This is a genomic window from Microbacterium sp. W4I4 (assembly GCF_030816235.1).
GTDB lineage: Bacteria > Actinomycetota > Actinomycetes > Actinomycetales > Microbacteriaceae > Microbacterium.
Map to the genome: position 1 here is coordinate 3533400 of NZ_JAUSXT010000001.1, position 18446 is coordinate 3551845.

At 69.0% G+C, this 18446-nt stretch carries 19 protein-coding genes and 2 tRNA genes; 14 read left to right on the forward strand and 7 right to left on the reverse strand.

Annotated elements, in window-relative coordinates; translation table 11 throughout:
- Nucleotides 1-102: 102 nt before the first annotated feature.
- The 5 genes from topA (at nt 103) to QF046_RS16765 (ending at nt 6490) form a co-directional block, all read left to right on the forward strand.
- On the forward strand, nt 103-2958 hold the full coding sequence (gene topA, locus QF046_RS16745) for a type I DNA topoisomerase (RefSeq protein WP_307371994.1): 2856 nt from the start codon (nt 103-105) through the stop codon (nt 2956-2958).
- Complete coding sequence (tmk, locus tag QF046_RS16750; protein ID WP_307371995.1) at nt 2955-3575, forward strand: dTMP kinase; 621 nt, start codon at nt 2955-2957, stop codon at nt 3573-3575. The genes topA and tmk overlap by 4 nt, the downstream gene beginning before the upstream one ends.
- A 61-nt stretch (nt 3576-3636) precedes the next feature.
- Nucleotides 3637-4794 carry a DNA polymerase III subunit delta' gene (locus QF046_RS16755; protein WP_307371997.1) on the forward strand — a complete coding sequence of 386 codons (1158 nt, stop codon included), beginning with the start codon at nt 3637-3639 and terminating at the stop codon, nt 4792-4794.
- The gene (locus QF046_RS16760; protein ID WP_307371998.1) at nt 4791-6341 is read left to right on the forward strand and encodes an alpha/beta hydrolase; all 1551 of its coding nucleotides are present in this window, start codon (nt 4791-4793) and stop codon (nt 6339-6341) included. The genes QF046_RS16755 and QF046_RS16760 overlap by 4 nt, the downstream gene beginning before the upstream one ends.
- A gap of 74 nt (nt 6342-6415) precedes the next feature.
- Nucleotides 6416-6490, forward strand: a tRNA-Thr gene (locus QF046_RS16765).
- 52 nt (nt 6491-6542) lie between these two features.
- Here the strand turns inward: QF046_RS16765 and QF046_RS16770 are convergent.
- Both QF046_RS16770 and QF046_RS16775 read right to left on the reverse strand, forming a co-directional pair.
- Complete coding sequence (locus QF046_RS16770; protein WP_307372000.1) at nt 6543-6680, reverse strand: putative transporter small subunit; 138 nt, start codon at nt 6678-6680, stop codon at nt 6543-6545.
- A 1-nt stretch (nt 6681) separates the two neighbouring features.
- Nucleotides 6682-8382 carry a sodium:solute symporter family protein gene (locus tag QF046_RS16775; protein ID WP_307372001.1) on the reverse strand — a complete coding sequence of 567 codons (1701 nt, stop codon included), beginning with the start codon at nt 8380-8382 and terminating at the stop codon, nt 6682-6684.
- Nucleotides 8383-8850: 468 nt separating this feature from the next.
- On the opposite strand from QF046_RS16775, the gene QF046_RS16780 reads away from it, so the two are divergent.
- The 4 genes from QF046_RS16780 to QF046_RS16795 are packed head-to-tail and all read left to right on the forward strand — an operon-like array spanning nt 8851 to nt 11485.
- Entirely contained in the window at nt 8851-9447 is a 597-nt protein-coding gene (locus tag QF046_RS16780; RefSeq protein WP_307372002.1) for an isochorismatase family protein, read from the forward strand.
- Complete coding sequence (locus QF046_RS16785) at nt 9444-9986, forward strand: DUF1697 domain-containing protein (protein WP_307372003.1); 543 nt, start codon at nt 9444-9446, stop codon at nt 9984-9986. Before QF046_RS16780 ends, QF046_RS16785 begins: the two co-directional genes overlap by 4 nt.
- A gap of 35 nt (nt 9987-10021) precedes the next feature.
- Nucleotides 10022-10675, forward strand: a complete 654-nt coding sequence (locus QF046_RS16790; protein ID WP_307372004.1) for a YigZ family protein — start codon at nt 10022-10024, stop codon at nt 10673-10675.
- A gap of 30 nt (nt 10676-10705) precedes the next feature.
- Nucleotides 10706-11485 (forward strand): SDR family oxidoreductase, encoded by a 780-nt coding sequence (locus QF046_RS16795; protein WP_307372005.1) that lies wholly within the window; start codon nt 10706-10708, stop codon nt 11483-11485.
- A 7-nt stretch (nt 11486-11492) separates the two neighbouring features.
- Here QF046_RS16795 and QF046_RS16800 read toward each other — a convergent pair whose 3' ends face one another.
- Entirely contained in the window at nt 11493-11699 is a 207-nt protein-coding gene (locus QF046_RS16800) for a hypothetical protein (RefSeq protein ID WP_307372006.1), read from the reverse strand.
- A gap of 25 nt (nt 11700-11724) precedes the next feature.
- On the opposite strand from QF046_RS16800, the gene QF046_RS16805 reads away from it, so the two are divergent.
- Nucleotides 11725-12246 (forward strand): CGNR zinc finger domain-containing protein, encoded by a 522-nt coding sequence (locus QF046_RS16805; protein WP_307372007.1) that lies wholly within the window; start codon nt 11725-11727, stop codon nt 12244-12246.
- Here QF046_RS16805 and QF046_RS16810 read toward each other — a convergent pair.
- On the reverse strand, nt 12243-13076 hold the full coding sequence (locus tag QF046_RS16810) for a serine hydrolase (RefSeq protein ID WP_307372008.1): 834 nt from the start codon (nt 13074-13076) through the stop codon (nt 12243-12245). The two genes, QF046_RS16805 and QF046_RS16810, sit on opposite strands and share 4 nt — an antisense overlap.
- 84 nt (nt 13077-13160) lie before the next feature.
- Nucleotides 13161-14174, reverse strand: a complete 1014-nt coding sequence (locus QF046_RS16815; protein WP_307372010.1) for a GlxA family transcriptional regulator — start codon at nt 14172-14174, stop codon at nt 13161-13163.
- A 122-nt stretch (nt 14175-14296) separates the two neighbouring features.
- Between QF046_RS16815 and QF046_RS16820 the strand changes: the two genes are divergently transcribed.
- Nucleotides 14297-15277 carry an NADP-dependent oxidoreductase gene (locus QF046_RS16820; protein ID WP_307372011.1) on the forward strand — a complete coding sequence of 327 codons (981 nt, stop codon included), beginning with the start codon at nt 14297-14299 and terminating at the stop codon, nt 15275-15277.
- Between the two features lie 10 nt (nt 15278-15287).
- Here QF046_RS16820 and QF046_RS16825 read toward each other — a convergent pair.
- Both QF046_RS16825 and QF046_RS16830 read right to left on the reverse strand, forming a co-directional pair.
- Nucleotides 15288-15360: transfer RNA gene (locus QF046_RS16825), tRNA-Lys, on the reverse strand.
- 124 nt (nt 15361-15484) lie between these two features.
- Nucleotides 15485-16141, reverse strand: coding sequence for a fasciclin domain-containing protein (locus tag QF046_RS16830; RefSeq protein ID WP_307372012.1), 657 nt, complete (start codon nt 16139-16141; stop codon nt 15485-15487).
- A gap of 170 nt (nt 16142-16311) precedes the next feature.
- On the opposite strand from QF046_RS16830, the gene sigK reads away from it, so the two are divergent.
- From sigK to QF046_RS16845, 3 genes are read left to right on the forward strand one after another with little or no spacing between them, the layout of a single operon-like run.
- The gene (sigK, locus tag QF046_RS16835) at nt 16312-16911 is read left to right on the forward strand and encodes an ECF RNA polymerase sigma factor SigK (protein ID WP_307372014.1); all 600 of its coding nucleotides are present in this window, start codon (nt 16312-16314) and stop codon (nt 16909-16911) included.
- Nucleotides 16908-17687: an anti-sigma factor gene (locus tag QF046_RS16840; RefSeq protein ID WP_307372017.1), complete on the forward strand. Its 780-nt coding sequence runs from the start codon at nt 16908-16910 to the stop codon at nt 17685-17687. Before sigK ends, QF046_RS16840 begins: the two co-directional genes overlap by 4 nt.
- Nucleotides 17688-17707: 20 nt before the next feature.
- The gene (locus QF046_RS16845; RefSeq protein ID WP_307372019.1) at nt 17708-18337 is read left to right on the forward strand and encodes a DNA-directed RNA polymerase subunit beta; all 630 of its coding nucleotides are present in this window, start codon (nt 17708-17710) and stop codon (nt 18335-18337) included.
- The last annotated feature ends 109 nt before the right edge of the window (nt 18338-18446 follow it).

Genomic DNA, 18446 nt, shown 5'->3' on the forward strand with positions numbered 1-18446 from the left:
TTCCGCTCACCGCAGACCTCTCCCCGACGACACCGTCCCCCGACGCTGTGTCCGCTCCTGGAGTGCGGTGTGTATGGTGTGCTTCGGAGAAAGGACGCACTCTTGGCACAAGGCAAGAAGCTCGTCATCGTCGAGTCCCCGACGAAGATGCGATCGATTCAGGGATACCTCGGCGACGGCTACGAAGTGCTGAGCTCCGTCGGGCACATCCGCGATCTCGCCGACAAGAAGGACATCCCCGCCGCCGACAAGCAGGCGTACGGGAAGTACTCCATCGACGTCGAGAACGACTTCGACCCCTACTACGTGGTCTCGGATCGCAAGACCAAGACCGTCGCCGAACTGCGTCGCGCCGTCAAGACCGCCGACGAGGTCCTGCTCGCTACCGATGAGGACCGCGAAGGCGAGGCGATCGCCTGGCATCTGCTGGAGACCCTCAAGCCCAAGGTCCCCGTCAAGCGCATGGTCTTCCACGAGATCACCAAGGACGCGATCCAGGCCGCTGTCGGCCGCACGCGGGAACTCGACCTGGCGCTCGTCGACGCACAGGAGACCCGCCGCATCCTCGACCGCCTGTACGGCTGGGACATCTCGCCCGTGCTCTGGTACAAGGTCAAGTCGGGTCTGTCCGCCGGCCGCGTGCAGTCCGCCGCCACCCGCATGATCGTCGACCGTGAGCGCGAGCGCATGGCGTTCGTCTCCGCCGAGTACTGGGATGTCGAAGCCTCGGCATCCGCGACCGGGCAGGCCTTCGGCGTGCGCCTGGTGCGCGTCGACGGCGGTCAGCTCGCCCGTGGCACCGACTTCACCGACACCGGTGCGCTCAAGAAGGCCGTCGTCGTGCTCAGTGAAGCCGATGCCACCGCGCTCGCCGCGGCCATCGACGAGGCCGGTGCCGCGACGGTCAGCAAGGTCGAGGCCAAGCCCGGCACCCGCAGCCCCTATGCGCCGTTCACCACCTCCACCATGCAGCAGGAGGCCGGGCGCAAGCTCTCGATGAGCGCCAAGCAGGCGATGAGCGCCGCCCAGCGCCTGTACGAGAAGGGGTACATCACTTATATGCGAACGGACTCGGTCTCGCTGAGCACGCAGGCCGTCCAGGCCGCGCGCAGCCAGGCCGTGGCCTTGTACGGCGATGCCGCCGTGCCGCTGAAGCCGCGCGTGTACAAGTCCAAGAGCAAGAACGCGCAGGAGGCGCACGAGGCGATCCGCCCGTCTGGTGAGACGTTCCGCACCCCGGCATCCGTCTCCTCCTCTCTCGACCGCGACGAGCAGCGCCTCTACGACCTGATCTGGAAGCGCACCGTCGCCAGCCAGATGTCGGATGCGAAGTACGAGACCACCACGGTGACGCTGGAGACCGTCGCCGACGGCAAGAAGGTCGAGTTCACGGCATCCGGAACCGTCTACACCTTCAAGGGCTTCCTCGAGGCCTACGAAGAAGGACGCGACGAGAAGCGCAACGCGCAGGACTCCGCCGAGAACCAGTCGCTGCCCGCCGTCGCCGTCGGCGACGAGCTGGCGATGTCGGATGCCACGGCCAAGGGCCACCGCACCGCTCCGAAGCCCCGCTACACGGAGGCCTCGCTGGTGAAGGCGCTCGAGGAGCACGGCATCGGCCGCCCCTCGACCTTCGCGAGCATCATCGGAACCGTCATCGACCGCGGCTACGCCATCAAGCGCGGTCAGGCGCTGGTCCCGACCTGGCTGTCCTTCAGCGTCGTGCGCCTGCTCGAGCAGCACTTCGCCGATCTGATCGACTACGACTTCACGGCAGCCCTCGAGGACGACCTCGACGCGATCGCCCGCGGCGAGCAGAACCGGGTGGAATGGCTGAAGTCGTTCTACTACGGCTCGGACTCGCACGTCGGACTGCGGCAGGTCGTCGACAACCTCGGCGAGATCGACGCGCGCGCGCTGAACTCCACCCCCATCACCGACACCGCGACGCTCCGCTTCGGAAAGTACGGTCCCTACCTGGAGGTCGCCGACCCGGCGAACCCCGACGACAAGCCGCGCATCGTCAACGTGCCGGAGGACCTTGCTCCCGACGAGCTGACCGCCGAGAAGGCGCAGGAGCTGATCGACGCTCCCGTCGCCGGCGACCGCGTGCTGGGCGAGAACCCCGAGAACGGCAAGGTGATCGTCGTCAAGGACGGCCGCTTCGGTCCGTACGTGCAGGAGAACGACCCGGTGTCCGAGGAGGACGCCGCGGTCGACACCGCCACCGGTGAGGTCGTGGACGCGCCGGCCAAGAAGAAGAGCACCAAGAAGGATGCCGCGCCCAAGCCGCGCACCGCATCCCTCTTCCGCTCCATGTCGGTCGACACCATCGACCTCGACACCGCGCTGCAGCTGCTCAGCCTGCCGCGCGTGGTCGGCGCCGACCCGGAGTCCGGCGAGGAGATCACCGCCCAGAACGGCCGCTTCGGACCGTACCTGAAGAAGGGCGCTGACTCGCGGTCGCTGGAGAGCGAATCGCAGATCTTCGACGTCACGCTCGAGAAGGCACTCGAGATCTACGCGCAACCGAAGTACGGCGCCCGCAAGGCATCGAGCGCTCTCAAGGAGTTCGAGGCCGATCCGGTCAGCGGCAAGCCGATCCGCATCCGCGACGGCCGCTTCGGCGCCTACGTCACCGACAGTGTGACGAACGTGACGATCCCGCGCGGTCAGACGCCCGACGACATCACCTTCGAGATCGCCGTGCAGATGCTCGCCGACAAGCGCGCCAAGGGCCCGGCTCCCAAGCGCGGTGCCGCCAAGAAAGCTCCGGCGAATAAGGCCCCCACGAAGACCGCCGCCAAGAAGGCTCCGGCGAAGAGGGCTCCGGCGAAGAAGGCGGCATCGAAGTCGGCGGCGACGAAGACGGATGCCGAGAAGGCCGCCGCCCGCTCCGCCGCAGCGAAGAAGGCCGCCGCAACGCGGGCCGCGAACGCCGCCAAGGCGAGGTCGTGACCGAGGGCCTCTGGATCACGTTCGAGGGCGGCGACGGCTCGGGCAAGTCGACCCAGGCCGCGCTGCTCGCCGAGTGGATCGCCGACCGCGGACGCGCCGTCGTGCGCACCCGTGAGCCCGGTGGCTCGGAGGTCGGCGTGCTGGTGCGGGACATCGTGCTGCATCACCGCGGCGACATCGCCCCGCGCGCCGAAGCGCTGCTGTACGCGGCCGACCGCGCGCACCACGTCGCCACGGTCATCCGCCCGGCGCTGGAGCGCGGCGACGTCGTCATCCAGGACCGCTACCTCGACTCCTCGGTCGCCTACCAGGGCGCCGGTCGGGTGCTGGATGCCCAGCAGGTGCGGGACCTGTCACTGTGGGCCGCCGACGGCGCGCTGCCCGACCTGACCGTGCTGCTCGACATCGACCCGATGCTCGCGCGGCAGCGTCTCGACGCGGACGACAAGCCGTTCGACCGCCTCGAGGCCGAGAAAGCGGACTTCCACGCCCGGGTGCGCGAGGCGTTCCTGGCTCTGGCCGCCGCCGAGCCGCAGCGCTTCCTCGTCGTCGACGCGACCCTCGATCCCGACGACCTCGCGGTGCTGATCCGCGCGCGCGTCGCGGGTCTGCTCTGACGGTCTGCGCGACCCTCGAACGGGGAGAGCGGATGTCGACCGCGCGGTTAGGCTGGAGACCATGACCGCCGCCCTGACCGCGCCCTTCCCGTGGTCCGACGTGTGGGGGCAGGATGCCGCCGTGCAGACCCTGCGTCAGGCCGCGTCCGATCCCGCTGCGCTGTCGCATGCCTGGCTGATCACCGGCCCGCCCGGATCGGGGCGCTCGACGCTCGCCTATGCCTTCGCCGCGGCCCTCATCGCCGATCATCCGGACGATGAGAACGCCATGCGCCAGGTGCTCGCAGGCACGCATCCGGATCTGACCGCGCTGCGCACCGACAAGATCATCATCACCATCGCCGAAGCGCGTTCCCTGGTCGAGCGCTCCTACTTCGCGCCGTCCGCGGGCCGCTACCGGGTGATCGTCGTCGAGGACGCCGATCGCATGGTCGAGCGCACCTCCAACGTGCTGCTGAAGGCGCTCGAGGAGCCGCCCGAGAACACGGTCTGGGTGCTCTGCGCTCCCAGCGAGGCCGACCTGCTGCCCACGATCCGCTCCCGCGTGCGCGCAGTGCGCCTGCGCGAGCCCGAAGTCGCCGACGTGGCACGCCTGATCGCGTTGCGCACAGGGATCGACGAGGCGACCGCCGAGCAGGCCGCCCGCCATGCGCAGCGCCACATCGGCATGGCGCAGCGCCTCGCCACCGACGAGGGTGCCCGCCGCCGCCGGGACGAGACCCTGCGCGCCGTACTGGGCGTGCGTGGCGTCGGCACCGCCGTCGAGGTGGCCGGACACATCATCCAGGCGGCGACCGACGACGCCAAGACGCTCACCGCCGAGCGCGATGCCGCCGAGCGCGCCAGCCTGCTGCGCACGGTCGGGGTCGCCGAGGGGCAGGCAGTGCCGCCCGCGCTGCGCTCCCAGCTCTCGGCGCTCGAAGACGATCAGAAGAAGCGCGCGACCCGCAGTCTGCGCGACGGCATCGACCGGGTCCTCACCGACCTGCAGTCGATGTATCGCGACGTCATCATGCTGCAGTTCGACCGCGACGACGCACTGATCAACAGCGAACTGCAGGCCGACCTCGCCGCCCTCGCCGCCGCCTGGCCGGTCGAGCGCACACTCATCGCCCTGGACGCCATCTCCGACACCCGTGAGACGCTGCAGCGCAACGTGTCGCCGCTGCTGGCGACCGAGAGTCTTCTGGTGACCATCTCCAGCGGAAGGACCCCGTGATCTCCCGAGCACCGCGCAGCCTGCGCCGAATCCTCGCCGTGCTGGCCGGACTGGCGGTGGCATCCGTCGCCCTGTCCGGCTGCCTGTACGCCCAGATCCCGGAGGCATCTCCCTCGGTGACGCGCACACCGGATGCCACCGGCGTGCCTCCTGAGCTGATGTCGTACTACACGCAGAAGCTGGACTGGTCCTCCTGCGGAGCAGGGCTCGACTGCACCGAGGTCACCGCCCCGCTGGACTGGGAGAAGCCCGCCGACGGGGACATCTCCCTCGCGATCGTTCGCCATCAGGCCACGGGCAAGGCTCAGGGGTCCCTGCTGATCAACCCCGGCGGACCCGGCGCGAGCGGCTACGATTTCGTGGCCGACAGCCTCACCTATGCCGTCGGCGAGGACCTGATCAAGAGTTTCGACGTGATCGGGTTCGACCCGCGGGGCGTGGGCCGCTCCACCGCCGTGGCCTGCCTCGACGCGAAGGCGATGGACGAGTACAACTACGGCGTGGTCGACGAGCCGCGCAACACCCCCGCGTGGGAGGCGGCACTGACCGCCCGCAACAAGACCTTCGCCGAGGCGTGCGAGGCGAACAGCAGCGGCATCCTGCCGCACGTCACCACCGTGAACTCCGCCCGCGACATGGATCTGATCCGCGGCGTGCTCGGGGACACGACGCTCAACTACCTCGGCTACTCCTACGGCACGTTCCTCGGAGCCACGTACGCGAAGCTGTACCCCGAGCGCGCCCAGCGTCTGGTGCTGGACGGCGCGCTCGACCCGTCCGTGCCGGGGCTCCAGGTGGGTGCCACGCAGGCGGCCGGGTTCGAGTCGGCGCTGCGCGCCTACCTCGAGAACTGCCTCACCACTCAGGACTGCCCGTTCAACGGCACGGTCGACGAGGCGCTGTCCGACTTCCGGGCGCTGCTGGCGAGCATCTCGCGCACACCGCTGAAGAACAGCGACGGGCGCGTGCTGACCGTCGACACGATGGTCACCGGAACCATCACCGCGATGTACAGCGAGCAGAGCTGGCAGTACCTCACCCAGGGGATCACCGCAGTGCTGCAGGGCGACCCGTCGGTGATGATGGCGCTGGCCGACCAGTACAACAGCCGCGGTCCCGACGGGAACTACATCGACAACACCGCCGAGGCGTTCCGCGCCTACAACTGCATGGACTATCCGGTCGAGGACGACAAGGCCGCCGAGGACGCCACGATCAAGGAGATCGAGAAGACGGCGCCGACGTTCGCCCCGTACTGGCAGGCGCCGGATCCCTGCGAGGTGTGGCCGTACCCGCCCGTCGGCGTGCGAGAGCCGATCGCCGCATCCGGTTCCGGGCCGATCGTCGTCGTCGGAACCACCAATGACCCCGCCACCCCGTACGCGTGGTCGAAGGCTCTGGCGGAGCAGCTCGACAACGGCGTGCTGGTCACCCGGGTCGGCGAAGGGCACACCGGCTACAACAAGGGCAATCGCTGCGTCGACACCGCGGTCGAGTCGTTCCTGATCGACGGGACGGTCCCGAACGACGGGCTGCGCTGCGAGTGACGACGGGACCTCGGTTTCGCGGTCACCACGTCGTCGTAGTAGGATCATTGATCGTGCCGCAGTTCGCTGCGCACGCCACCTTAGCTCAGTGGTAGAGCATCCCACTCGTAATGGGAAGGCCGTCAGTTCAATCCTGACAGGTGGCTCCAGCAAGGCCCGGGATGCATCATCCCGGGCCTTTCTCGTCCTACAAGAGCCCCGTCAGATGATGCTGCGGTTCTCGGCCTTCGCCTCGCGGGCCTCCTTGATGAAGGCGCGGACGATGATGTAAAGCGCCCCCGCGACGACCACGGGCCAGACCAGCACGTAGGCGGTCAGAGCGACGGTGGACAGTTCCATGTCATCTCCTCTCGTTCTCAGCGGCGGCTTCCGTGAGCTCCACCAGTTCCGCGTCGAGCTCGGCGGTGTCGACGGAGTCGAAGTCGCCGGTGCGCTGCTTGATCAGGTCGAAGTCGAAGTCCTCCTTCTTGCTGGGCAGCGTGAGGGCGACGCAGACGATCGTCGATACGGCGTACGCGATGAGCGAGCCGGACAGCACCGGATACGTGTGCAGGAAGCCGATCGCGAAGGGGCTCGCGATGACCGTGGAGGCGATGCCCACGATCAGGGCAACCCGCTTGCCGAAGAAGCCGAACGACATGAGACCCAGCACCACGCCGATCCCGATCGTCGCCAGCACGTCGGAGACGATACCGATCGGGCCGGTCAGGTCGATCCACTCGAAGCGGACCGGCAGGAACGCCGCGAGTGCCACGACGACGGACACCGAGAACGCCAGGTTGGTCACACGCTTCCAGTAGAAGCTCGCGATGACAGGGAACACCAGCGCGCCCCACAGGGCTCCCACGAACACCAGCAGGTCGAGGATGTTGAACTGGCTGCCGGCGAAGTAGAGCCCGATGACCATCGCGACGACCATCGTGATCCTGCCGACCAGCACCATCGTGCGCGGGTTGGCATTCCTCTTTCCGGCGAGGTTCTGCCCGTAGATGTCGGCCATCACGATCGAGGACAGTGCCGTCAGGTCGGCATCCGCCGTCGAGGACAGTGAGCCGATGATCATCACGAAGAACACGCACAGCAGCAGCGGCGACAGGTAGGTCGCAGCCATCTGCGGGATGAGATTGTTCACATCGCCGCCGACCGGGGAGACGCCCGCGTACAGGGCGATGACCCCGAGCATCCCGATGCCGATGATCGTGGCGCCGTAGCCGAAGGTCGCGGTGATGAAGGTCTTCTTGATCAGGTCCTCACGCACGGCGAACAGACGCTGCGCGATGGTCTGGTTGCCGATCGCGTAGGCGAGCACGGCGGCGATGTACGGCGCGCCCTGGTTGAAGAACGCGTCGGACGAGAAGAAGTCGCCCTGCTGCGGGGTGAGGTTCGCAGCGCCGGTCTCGAACAGGCCCGGACCGCCCGCGGCGAAGAACACGATCGGGATGATCACGACCACCGCACCCAGCATCGCGCACACCTGCGCGAAGTCGGTGAGCACCGACGCACGGAAGCCCGACCACAGTGTGTACAGCAGCACGCCCGCGCCGATCGCGAGGATGCCCTGGCTGAACGTGAACGGCGACAGCATCGAGATCAGCGCGCCACCGGCGATGAGGTTCGAGGTGAGGCTGATGATGCTGCCGAGCACGTTGGATCCGGCCAGCATCAGCTGGCTGGAGCGGCCGTGCCGAGCGAACATCACCTCGGCGATCGTGTGCGCCTTCGGTGCGACCTGGCGGATGCGTCTGCCGAAGGGGTAGATCAGGAGGATCATCAGAGCGCCCCACAGGCCGTAGTGAATGGGCCCGGAGATGCCGTACGTGTAGCCGGAGGTGGCGGAGGCGTACATCGATGACGCCCAGATCCAGGTGGCTGTCATGGAGGCGGCGGAGATGCCGAATCCGATCTTGCCGCCGCCGGTCATGTAGTCGTCGGCGTTCTCGGTGCGCTTGCGGATGCGCAGCGACATGTACAGGCTGCCGCCGAAGAACAGCAGGATCAGCAGGACCACGACCGGGCCTGCGAGGGTTTGCAGATTTTCCATGTTCGTCTCTCTCGTCGAAGGGACCGGCTTCGGTGCCGGATCGGGGAAGCGGAGAGCGAACTAACGTTGGGGGAGGGTGGCGAGCAGTGGGCCGGAGTCGAGGATGGCGTCTGTGGCGAGAAGGGGCGGTAGGCAGGCCGGCATGCAGTTCCGATCGTCAGCGGGCACGCGCGCAGTCGTCTCCTCTGCCAGCGAGGTGACGCGCGCATGCGCGAACGACATCCGCGTTCGCACGAGACCGGAGGAGCATCAGCGGCTGTCCACGACATGGCACAGTCATGGCGCACCTGCGACAGGGCTTTCAGGCCCTGATCGGGCGGGCGCGCGCACACGACAGCGGCGCTGCGAGCGCGTCCGGCCCGCCTCTCCAACGTAACAAGCCCCCGGGGCAAGTCAAATCCTCGACCGGGCGACCGGGCGACCGGGCGACCGGATGCCTGATGCGGAGCATCCGCGTACCCTCGAGTCATGAGCAGAGCACTTCTCATCGTCGACGTGCAGAACGACTTCACCGAGGGCGGGGCGCTCGCCGTCGCGGGCGGGGATGCCGTGGCATCCGGCATCAGCGATCTCCTCGCCGCCCATGCGGGGGACTACGCGGTCGTCATCGCCTCCCGGGACTGGCACGACGCGGACGGCGACAACGGCGGTCACTTCTCGGCGACTCCCGACTACGTGGACTCCTGGCCGGCGCACTGCGTGGCCGACACCGAGGGAGCCGCGTACGATCCGCTGCTGGTCACGGATGCCATCACGCATCACGTGCGCAAGGGGCAGGGCGTCCCGGCCTACTCGATGTTCGAGGGCGCCGCGGAGGACGGCTCGACCGTCGGCGAGATCCTCTCGGCGCACGGCGTGACGGAAGCGGATGTCGTGGGCATCGCCACCGACCACTGCGTCCGGGCATCGGCTCTGGATGCCATCGCGCACGGCGTGCACGTGCGGATCCTCACGGATCTGGTGGCGGGCGTCGGCGCGGACAGCAGCGAGGCCGCCCTCGCCGAACTGGCGCACGCGGGGGCAGAGCTCGCCGAGAGCCCTTCGATGGGCTCAGGGGCCCGGTGACGGTCCAGCGCTGCGCACTGCTGCTGCGCGCGGTGAACGTGTCCGGCCGCAATCGCGTGCCGATGGCCGAGCTGCGCGCTCTGCTGGCGGAGCGGACACCGCTGCAGAACGTCTCGACCTACATCGCCAGCGGCAACGTCATCGCCGATGTGCCGGGGGAGATCGACGCCGCATGCACGCAGGTGCGAACGCTGATCCACGAGGCCTTCGACGTCGAGACCCCGGTGATCGCCCGCACCCATGAGCAGCTGGTCGCGGCGCACGAGGCGAACCCGTTCCCGGACGCGGCGGCCGACAAGATGCTGCACGTCATGTTCCTGGAATCCGACCCGCTCCCCGGCGGACTGGAAGCCCTGCGCCCACGGCTGCTGCCCGGTGAGCGCATCGCCCTGAACGGGCGGGACCTGTGGATCGACTATCCGGCGACGGGGGTCGCGACCACCAGACTCACCAAGGCCGTGCTCGATCGCGCACTCGGCGTCGCCGGCACCGCCCGCAACCTGCTGACGCTGCGAAAGCTCGTGGAACTCACCGCCTGAGCATCCGGAACTGAGCGCTCGCGTAGCCTGAGGGGGTGCCGCAGCCCACCCGCCCCTCGACGATCGCCGCGGCCGTCGAGCACGAGCTCGTGATCCGCAAGTCGCGATTCCTCACGCACATCGCGCCGGTCGTGTCGCCCGAGCAGGCCGACGAGACGATCGCGGCCATCCGCAAACGGTACTGGGATGCCAGGCACAACTGCAGTGCGCAGGTGACGGGCCTGGACGGCGACCGCGCGCGCTCCTCCGACGATGGAGAGCCCTCCGGCACAGCGGGGATGCCGATGCTCGAGGTGCTGCGCAGGCGCGAGCTCACCGATGTGGTCGCCGTCGTCACGCGCTACTTCGGCGGCATCAAGCTGGGTGCCGGGGGACTGGTGCGGGCGTACTCGTCCGCGGTCTCCGAGGCGCTGGATCAGGCATCCCTCGTCGATCGCCGGGTGCTCGCACAGCTGACCATCGCCGTGCCGCACGCCGACGCCGGCCGCTTCGACAACCTCCTGCGCGACTGGACGCATCGCAGCGGCGCCGTTCTGGGCGAAGCGCGCTACGAGTCCGATGCCGTATTCGAGGTCTGGAGTCCGGCGGAGGGCACCGCTGGACTGCAGGCCGAGGTCGCCGCGGCATCCGGTGGTACCGTCACCGCATCCGTGACGGGCATCGAGCGTGTGGTGGACGTGCCGCGCTGACCGCGGTGCGAAGGAGAGGAGAATCGGCGCATGGACCTGGGACTCAAGGGAAGATTCGCGGTCGTCACGGCGTCGAGCGCCGGGCTGGGCTACGCCTGCGCCGCACAGCTCGCCGCGGCCGGTGCGACGGTGGTCATGAACGGCCGGGACGCGGCGACGCTCGGGAAGGCCGCGGAACAGCTGCGTCGTGAGACCGGCTCCGAGGTGATCGCCGTGCCGGGCGACGTGTCGGATGCCGCGGTGCAGCAGGCGCTCGTCGACGCAGTGCCGCAGGTCGACATCCTGGTCAACAACAACGGAGGTCCGCCGTTCCGCGACTTCCGCGAGGTCGATCGGGATGCTCTCCTCGCCGGAGTCACGGCGAACATGGCCACGCCCATCGAGCTCGTCCAGCGCGTGATCGACGGCATGATCGAGCGTCGCTTCGGGCGGATCGTGAACATCACCTCGTTCTCGGTGAAGATGCCGATCGCGGGTCTGGACCTGTCCAGCGGTGCGCGCGCGGGACTCACCGGCTTCCTCGCCGGCGTCGCGCGGGATGTCGCGCACGCGAACGTCACGATCAACTTCATGATGCCCGGCTACTTCGCCACCGGCCGGCTGCGCTCGCTGCATGCGCGGGAGGCCGCGGATCGCGGCATCGCCGCCGAGACGGTGAGTGCGGAGGGCGCCGAGAAGATCCCCGCCGGGCGCTTCGGCGACCCCGCGGAGTTCGGCGCGGCGTGCGCGTTCCTGTGCTCGCAGCAGGCGGGCTACATCACCGGGCAGAGTCTGCTCATCGACGGCGGGGCGTATCCCGGCATCCTCTGATCGGCCTTTAATCGGCACACGCGATGTGGCTCTGCGCTGTCGGAGGCAGGCTGCCGGCGCCGCGCAGGTCCACGCGTCGGGCGCCGCATCCGACGCAGCGCACGTAGACGACTTCGCCGGCCGAGGTGCGGTGCGAGGACTCACTGATCCACGCGTGCTCGTGCAGCAGCTGCGGGCTCGGGATGCTGATCGGAAGAGTGTGCGATGCGGTCATGTCTCCACGATGATGTAATGCTCTTATGCATCTCAACCCTTACGGCGAGTACGCGGTCCTGCTCGCGGCATCTCTGGCCAACGACTGGCCGACCGATCGGGAAGGGATCGAGCAGCGCACCCGAGACTTCGGGATGACGATGGCGTTCGATCCGATGCCCGGTGATCACGAGCGCTCCCGCGCGGTCCTGGAGGCCTGGCTCGGCGTGGTGGATGCACCTGACGACACGGCCCGCGCTGCAGCCCTGAACGCCCAGATGGCGGCGGCGGCCGCGTACCCGCAGCTGACCGACCACGACGAGGAAGGCTGGCACCTGCACTACCGCGCCGAGCGGCTCCGGTCACTTCCCGACGTGCTGGAGGCGATCTTCAGCGTCGGAACGGCACTGCACCTCACGGAACGCGGCATGCACCGGATCGGACGATGTGCGGCCTCACCGTGCGAGAACGTGGTCGTCGACGTCACCCGGAACGGGCGTCAGCGCTACTGCTCGGTGCGCTGCGCGAACCGGGACGCCGTGCGACGGCATCGGGCGCGCGGCGCTTAACGTCCGGTCGGCAGCGCCGCCAGCACGGCATCCGACAGCGGCGGCCACGCCTCGATCGCCCACGCCCCGAAATCCCGGTCGGCGAGAACCACGCACGCGACCTGTGCCTGCGGGTCGACCCAGAGGAACGTGCCACTCTGTCCGAAGTGTCCGAACGTGGCGGGGGAGTTCGCCGCCGAGGTCCAGTGCGGACTCTTGCCGTCGCGCAGCTCGAAGCCGAGACCCCAGTCGTTCGGGCGCTGCGAGCCGTAACCGGGCAGGACGCCGTCCAGCCCGGGGAACGCGACCCGGGTCGCGGCGGCGAGCGTCTCTGGTGCGAGGAGTGTCGGACGCTGCAGCTCGGCCGCGAAGCGCGACAGATCGGCGGCGGTCGAGACCGCATCCGCGGCGGCCGAGCCCTCCAGCCGCGAGGACGCCATGCCGAGCGGTGCGAGCACGGCCTCGTCGAGATAGGTCGAGAACGCGATGCCCGAGTGCTCGAGGACGGCATCGGCCAGCGCGTCGAAGCCGCGGTTGGAGTAGATGCGCCGGGTGCCGGGGGCGGCCCTCACACGGTCCTCGGTCATGTCCAGGCCGGAGGCGTGCGCCAGCAGGTGCCGAACGGTGGATCCTTCGGGTCCGGCGGGCGTGTCCAGCGCGAACACGCCCTCCTCGATCGCGACGAGAACGGCGTATGCCGTGAGCGGCTTGGTCACCGATGCCAGCCGGTAGGGCCGGTCGGTGTCGCCGTGTGAGGCGAGAATCGTGCCGTCGAATGCGATCACCGCGGCCGCCGCATTGTCCACCGGCCAGCCGTCGAGAAGGCCGAGTGCCTCGTCCAGGGTCGTCATGTCTCCTCCGCGGATCCTCGCGTGCCGGTCACTCGGGTCGCGTCCGAATCCTCCCACACCCGCCGGTGTCCTGCAGAAGGCAGGTCAGGATGCCGCCACGAGTTCCGCGTCGACGCGATCTTCCGAGACGTTCCGCTCCTGCGAGCGGAACGTGCGCCGGTAGCGAGACGGCGAGACGCCGAAGGTGGCGGCGAAATGGCGACGCAGCACGGCGGGGTCGCCGAAGCCGACCGCGGTCGCCAGCTGCTCCACGGGCGTGTCCGAGGACTCCAGCAGCCACCGTGCCCGGTCGAGTCGCTGCTGCGTCAGCCAGCGTGCGGGGCTCAGGCCCGTCTCGGCCCGGAAGCGTCGCGTGAATGTGCGCACGCTCATTCTCGACGTCGCGGCCAGCGCCTCCAGTGGCAGCGGCTCTGCGAGATTCTCCAGGGCCCAGGCGCGTGCAGGGGCCGTGCTGCTGTCGGCCGCCGGTGGTGTGGGCAGCTCCAGGAACTGTGCCTGGCCCCCGTCGCGCCACGGGGCTGCGACGCAATGCCGTGCGGCCGTGTTCGCCACCGCCGAGCCGTGGTCACGGCGCACGAGATGCAGGAGCAGATCCACGCCGGCGGCACCGCCCGCGCCGGTGAGGATGCGCCCGGAGTCCACGAAGAGCACATCGGGGTCGAGGCGGACGGCCGGGAAGAGGCTGCGGAATCGTGACACATGGGCCCAGTGGGTGGTCGCCGTGAGTCCGTCCAGGAGTCCGGCTGCGGCGAGGATGAACGCCGAGGTGCACAGGCTGACAATGCGCGCATGCGCCGGGATGAGCGCGAGGGCGGCGGCGAGCTCGGGATCGAGGACGCCTTCGTGCAGGAGCCGACCGGTCGGCTCCTGGGTCGCGATCACGACCGTGTCTGCTGTCGCCAGCGCGTGCTCGTCATGGGCGGCGGCCAGCAGCAGATCGGTATCGGTGCGCACCGGGCGGCCGCCGATCGTGCACGTGACGACCTCATAGAGCCGCTCGCCGTTCTCGCCCAGTGCCTCGTTGAGCACGCGAGACGTGATGCCGAGGTCGAAGGCGATGACGGAGTCCAGGGCGAGGACGACGACGCGATGAGTCATGTCCTTCAGCGTACCCATCGGACTATGCGGGATCACAGGAGGTGCACAAACTGGCTGGAATCATGCGGCTCGTGGCCGGCGGGCCACTTCTGTCGTCTCCATCGAGGCGTGAGACTCATCACATGAACAGCGAATCCCCTGCGCGGACCATGACCGTCATCACCCAGAACGCCTTCGGCGGACCGGACGTCCTCACCCTCGGGGAAGCCCCGCGCCCTCGCCCGCTGGCCACCGAGGTCCTCGTCCGAGTCGAGGCGGCCGGTGTGAACCCGGTCGATTGGAAGACCCGCGCAGGATCCGGCATGGCAGGCGTGCTGGGCGAGCCGCCCTTCATCCTGGGCTGGGATGTCGCGGGCGTCGTCGAAGAGGTCGGGTTCGGAGTCACCACGCTGGCCGTGGGCGATCGTGTGTTCGGGATGCCCTGGTTCCCGCGCTCGGCCGGAGCGTACGCGCAGTACGTCACCGCGCCCTCGCGTCAGTTCGTGAAGATGCCCGAGGGTCTGTCGTTCGAGGAGGCCGCGGCCGTACCGCTGGCCGCATTGACTGCGTGGCAGGCCCTGGTCGACACCGCCCACGTGCAGTCCGGGCAGACGGTGGTCGTCACCGCCGCAGCCGGGGGCGTCGGCCACTTCGCCGTGCAGTTCGCCCATCAGCTCGGCGCGCGGGTGATCGCCGTCGCGAGTGCTCGTCACCACGAGTGGCTCCGCGCTCACGGCGCAGCGGAGGTCGTCGACTACACGCAGACGCGTTTCGAGGACGAGATCAGTGGAGCCGATGCCGTGATCGAACTCGTCGGAGGCGGACCCGATGACACCACGCGCCGCGCGGTCAGCACGCTGCGCGCCGGCGGAATCCTCGTCGCCGTCCCCGGGGGCGTCTCGGCGCCGGTGGTGAAGGCGGCCGCAGAGGCCGGGGTGCGGACGTCGGCATTCCTCGTCGAGCCAGACGGAGCCGGAATGACGGCCATCGCCGGCATGCTCGCACGTCACGAAGTCGTAGTCGAGGTCGCAGAGGTCTTCGAACTCGCGGATGCCGCGCGCGCCCACCAGTCCGGTGAGACCGGCCGCACGCGCGGCAAGATCGTCCTGCGCGTGCAGCACTGAGGACATACGGTGGGCCCCGTGGGGCTCGAACCCACGACCCGCGGATTAAAAGTCCGATGCTCTGCCGACTGAGCTAGAGGCCCGTGCCTCCAGTCTAGGGCGACAGGAAAGTGCCCGCCGACGATCGTCGGCGGGCACTCGGCCGGTTCGTGCGCTCCCCACCGCGGTCCCGGCTATGGGCATCGATCCTGATCGACGCCCCGTTCCTCACTCGGCCGGCGGCATCAGCACCGAGTCGATGAGGTAGACGGTCGCGTTGGCGGTCTGCACGCCACCGCAGATGATGTTCGCGTCGTTGACCTTCCACGAGTCGCCCGAGCCGGTCACGTCCAGCTCAGCGCCCTGAACGGTCTTGTGCATGCCGGCGATGTCGGCGGGGGCGATCTGACCGGGCACGACGTGGTAAGTGAGGATCGACGAGAGCGTCGCCGAGTCGGTCTTCAGGCCCTCGATGGTCGCGGGGTCGATCTTCTTGAACGCGTCATCCACCGGCGCGAACACGGTGAACTCGCTGCCGTTCAGGGTGTCGACCAGGTTCACATCAGGGTTCAGCTTGCCGCTCACCGCTGCGACGAGCGTGGTCAGAAGCGGGTTGTTCGATGCGGCCACGGCCACCGGATCCTGCGCCATGCCCTGGATCGAGCCGCCGCCGTCCGGAACCTGCTCGGCGTATGCCGCGCAACCCGGGCCGACGAGGTTCGCCGCGGGATCCATGGTCTCGGGAGCAGCCTCCGACGTCTCGGGAGCCTTCGGCTCCTTCGACGGCGAGTCCGTACCACTGCCCATCGAGCAGCCGGCGAGGACGAGGACGCCGATGAAGCCGAGTGAGAGAGCTGCGCTGATCTTCTTCTTGGTGCTGAACATTTCAACCTCCGGGGTTCGCAGCCGCGGACTTCCCGCGGCGTCGAGTGTTGTTCGGAACACCTCCTCGATCGGATGGGAATCAATCCGATCCGATGTCCGGAGCCGAAGAACGAGTGATTCTCGATCGCACCAGCGGGAGTGGCGTCGAGCAGGAGAGTGGTGGATGCGGCATGCTTACGGAGATGGTGATCGACGGCCTGGATGTGCCGGAGGACGGCTCGGCGCGGGACAGCGCCGCCGACCTCCTCGTCCGCGTCGCCGGAGGAGACCAGCGAGCCTTCGCAGAGCTCTACGATCTGCTCTCCCCGCGGGTGTTCGCCCTGATCCTGCGCGTCCTGGTGAACCGCTCTCAGAGCGAAGAGGTGCTGCAAGAGGTCTTCCTGGAGATCTGGCAATCCGCTGCGCGCTTCGCTCCGAACAGAGGGCAGGGCAGGTCGTGGATTCTGACGATCGCGCACCGCCGGGCCGTCGACAGGGTGCGGGCCTCGCAGTCCAGCACCGACAGAGACGTGCGCGTCGGGGTGCGGGACCACGCGGATGCCAGGAACGTCGTGGAGGAGGCGGTCGAGGACCGGCTGGAGGGCAGCAGGGTCGTCACAGCGCTCTCCGGATTGCCCGAGGCGCAGCAGGAAGCCCTGATCCTGGCCTACTACGGCGGTTACAGCCAGAGCGAGATCGCGGCGATGATCGGGGCACCGCTGGGAACGGTCAAGACCAGGATGAGAGACGGGCTGACGCGATTGCGCAGCGAACTGGGGGTGTCGACATGAACGAGCGGGAATTCCACGAGCTCGCCGCGGGGCATGCCCTGCACGCGCTCTCCGAGGCCGACGAGCGGCGCTTCGCTCTCGCGAGGTCCGAGCATCCCGAATGGCAGACCGAGGTCGACCACGACGAAGAGGCCGCTGCGGCGCTCGCCGCGACGCTGGAGCCGATCGAGCCTCCGGCCGCGCTGCGTGCGGCGCTGCTCGCGCAGATCTCGACGCTCGCGCAGGACCCGTCCGGGGCCGCTGCGCCATCCGCAGACGCCGTCGCGACGGGGCCCTCGGAACGCACCGTTCCCGCCCCGTCCGGCACAGACGGTCGGCGACGATGGTCGCGCATCATGTTCACGCTCGCGGCGTGCCTCGTCCTGCTCGTCGGCGGCGGCATCGCGACCACCATCGTCGTCTCGCAGCTGCAGCGACCGGCATCGGTCGTGGCTCTGGACGACATCCGTTCCGCATCGGATGCCGCACAGGCCACCGTGCGCCTGGAGTCGGGGGCGACCGCCACTGCGCACTGGTCCGGAAAGCTGGGCGAAGCGGTGCTCGTGACAGACGGCCTCGACCGGCCGGAGAAGGGCAAGACGTACGAGCTCTGGTTCGTCCGTGGCGACCAGGCGGTCTCCGCCGGGCTGTTCGAGACCGTCGACGGGAAGGCGACCGCCCTGCTGACGGGGGACATGCAGGCCGGCGATGCGATCGCCGTGACCCTCGAGCCGACGGGCGGATCACCGACCGGTGCGCCCACGAGCGATCCGATCATCGTCATCCCGACTGCCTGAAGCACGCGTACCCTGGACGGATGCCTGAGCAGTTCCACCGTCCCGTCCGGCGTCCACCCGCAGCCTTCGACAACCTCGTCGGCGCCGCCGACCCGGCCGAGAAGTCGCGTGTCGCGCACGCGACGGCATCCGCTCTGCTCCGACGCGCACGACAGGACGAGACCGGCGAGACGACGGAGCGCTTGATCGCGTTCACCGCCGAACACGGGATCGACGACATCGCCGAGCTGTGGTCGCTCGCGCCGTCGCGGTCGCTGCCGGGGGCGCTGTGGCGCCTGTACCTGCTGCAGATCGCGATCCGCAGCGACTCCGCGACCGCCGCGCTGCTGTACGAACGCGGACGTGTGGAGTTGAGATCGGCGGATGCCGCGATCGCCGGAGCGCCCACACCGGCCAGCCCGGATGAGCTCACCGCGCTGGTCGACACGATCCTGCGCGGAGTCTTCCAGGGAGATTTCTCGGTGGCGCTGGACCGCGCAGCCGCGTACTGCCGGGTGCAGGCCTCCGGGGCCACGCACACCGCCGACGACTACGAGTCGACCGAGCCGGGGCGGGCGAGCGACCTCACCCGCCGGGCGCTGCGGCTGAGCGGTTACGCAGACGACCTGTCGGCCGCCGCCGGCCTGTGGCGCAGCGGCGCCCTGACCTGATTCAGGGCATGAAAGAGCCGGACCGCAAGAACGCCTCTCGGCGGAAGGCCGCTCGCAGCGGCAGAATTTGGAGCCCGGGGTTATGCGGCCCGGCCGATCAAGTGTAACG

Excerpts from the sequence above, each read along its gene's own strand:
- QF046_RS16815 (WP_307372010.1), bottom strand. The coding sequence starts at position 14,174 with ATGACTCATCGCGTCGTCGTCCTCGCCCTGGACTCCGTCATCGCCTTC.
- QF046_RS16775 (WP_307372001.1), bottom strand. The coding sequence starts at position 8,382 with ATGGAAAATCTGCAAACCCTCGCAGGCCCGGTCGTGGTCCTGCTGATC.
- QF046_RS16810 (WP_307372008.1), bottom strand. The coding sequence starts at position 13,076 with ATGACGACCCTGGACGAGGCACTCGGCCTTCTCGACGGCTGGCCGGTG.
- QF046_RS16840 (WP_307372017.1), top strand. The coding sequence starts at position 16,908 with ATGAACGAGCGGGAATTCCACGAGCTCGCCGCGGGGCATGCCCTGCAC.
- QF046_RS16795 (WP_307372005.1), top strand. The coding sequence starts at position 10,706 with ATGGACCTGGGACTCAAGGGAAGATTCGCGGTCGTCACGGCGTCGAGC.
- QF046_RS16770 (WP_307372000.1), bottom strand. The coding sequence starts at position 6,680 with ATGGAACTGTCCACCGTCGCTCTGACCGCCTACGTGCTGGTCTGGCCC.
- QF046_RS16845 (WP_307372019.1), top strand. The coding sequence starts at position 17,708 with ATGCCTGAGCAGTTCCACCGTCCCGTCCGGCGTCCACCCGCAGCCTTC.
- QF046_RS16800 (WP_307372006.1), bottom strand. The coding sequence starts at position 11,699 with ATGACCGCATCGCACACTCTTCCGATCAGCATCCCGAGCCCGCAGCTG.
- QF046_RS16780 (WP_307372002.1), top strand. The coding sequence starts at position 8,851 with ATGAGCAGAGCACTTCTCATCGTCGACGTGCAGAACGACTTCACCGAG.
- QF046_RS16820 (WP_307372011.1), top strand. The coding sequence starts at position 14,297 with ATGAACAGCGAATCCCCTGCGCGGACCATGACCGTCATCACCCAGAAC.
- sigK (WP_307372014.1), top strand. The coding sequence starts at position 16,312 with ATGCTTACGGAGATGGTGATCGACGGCCTGGATGTGCCGGAGGACGGC.
- QF046_RS16830 (WP_307372012.1), bottom strand. The coding sequence starts at position 16,141 with ATGTTCAGCACCAAGAAGAAGATCAGCGCAGCTCTCTCACTCGGCTTC.
- QF046_RS16805 (WP_307372007.1), top strand. The coding sequence starts at position 11,725 with ATGCATCTCAACCCTTACGGCGAGTACGCGGTCCTGCTCGCGGCATCT.
- QF046_RS16755 (WP_307371997.1), top strand. The coding sequence starts at position 3,637 with ATGACCGCCGCCCTGACCGCGCCCTTCCCGTGGTCCGACGTGTGGGGG.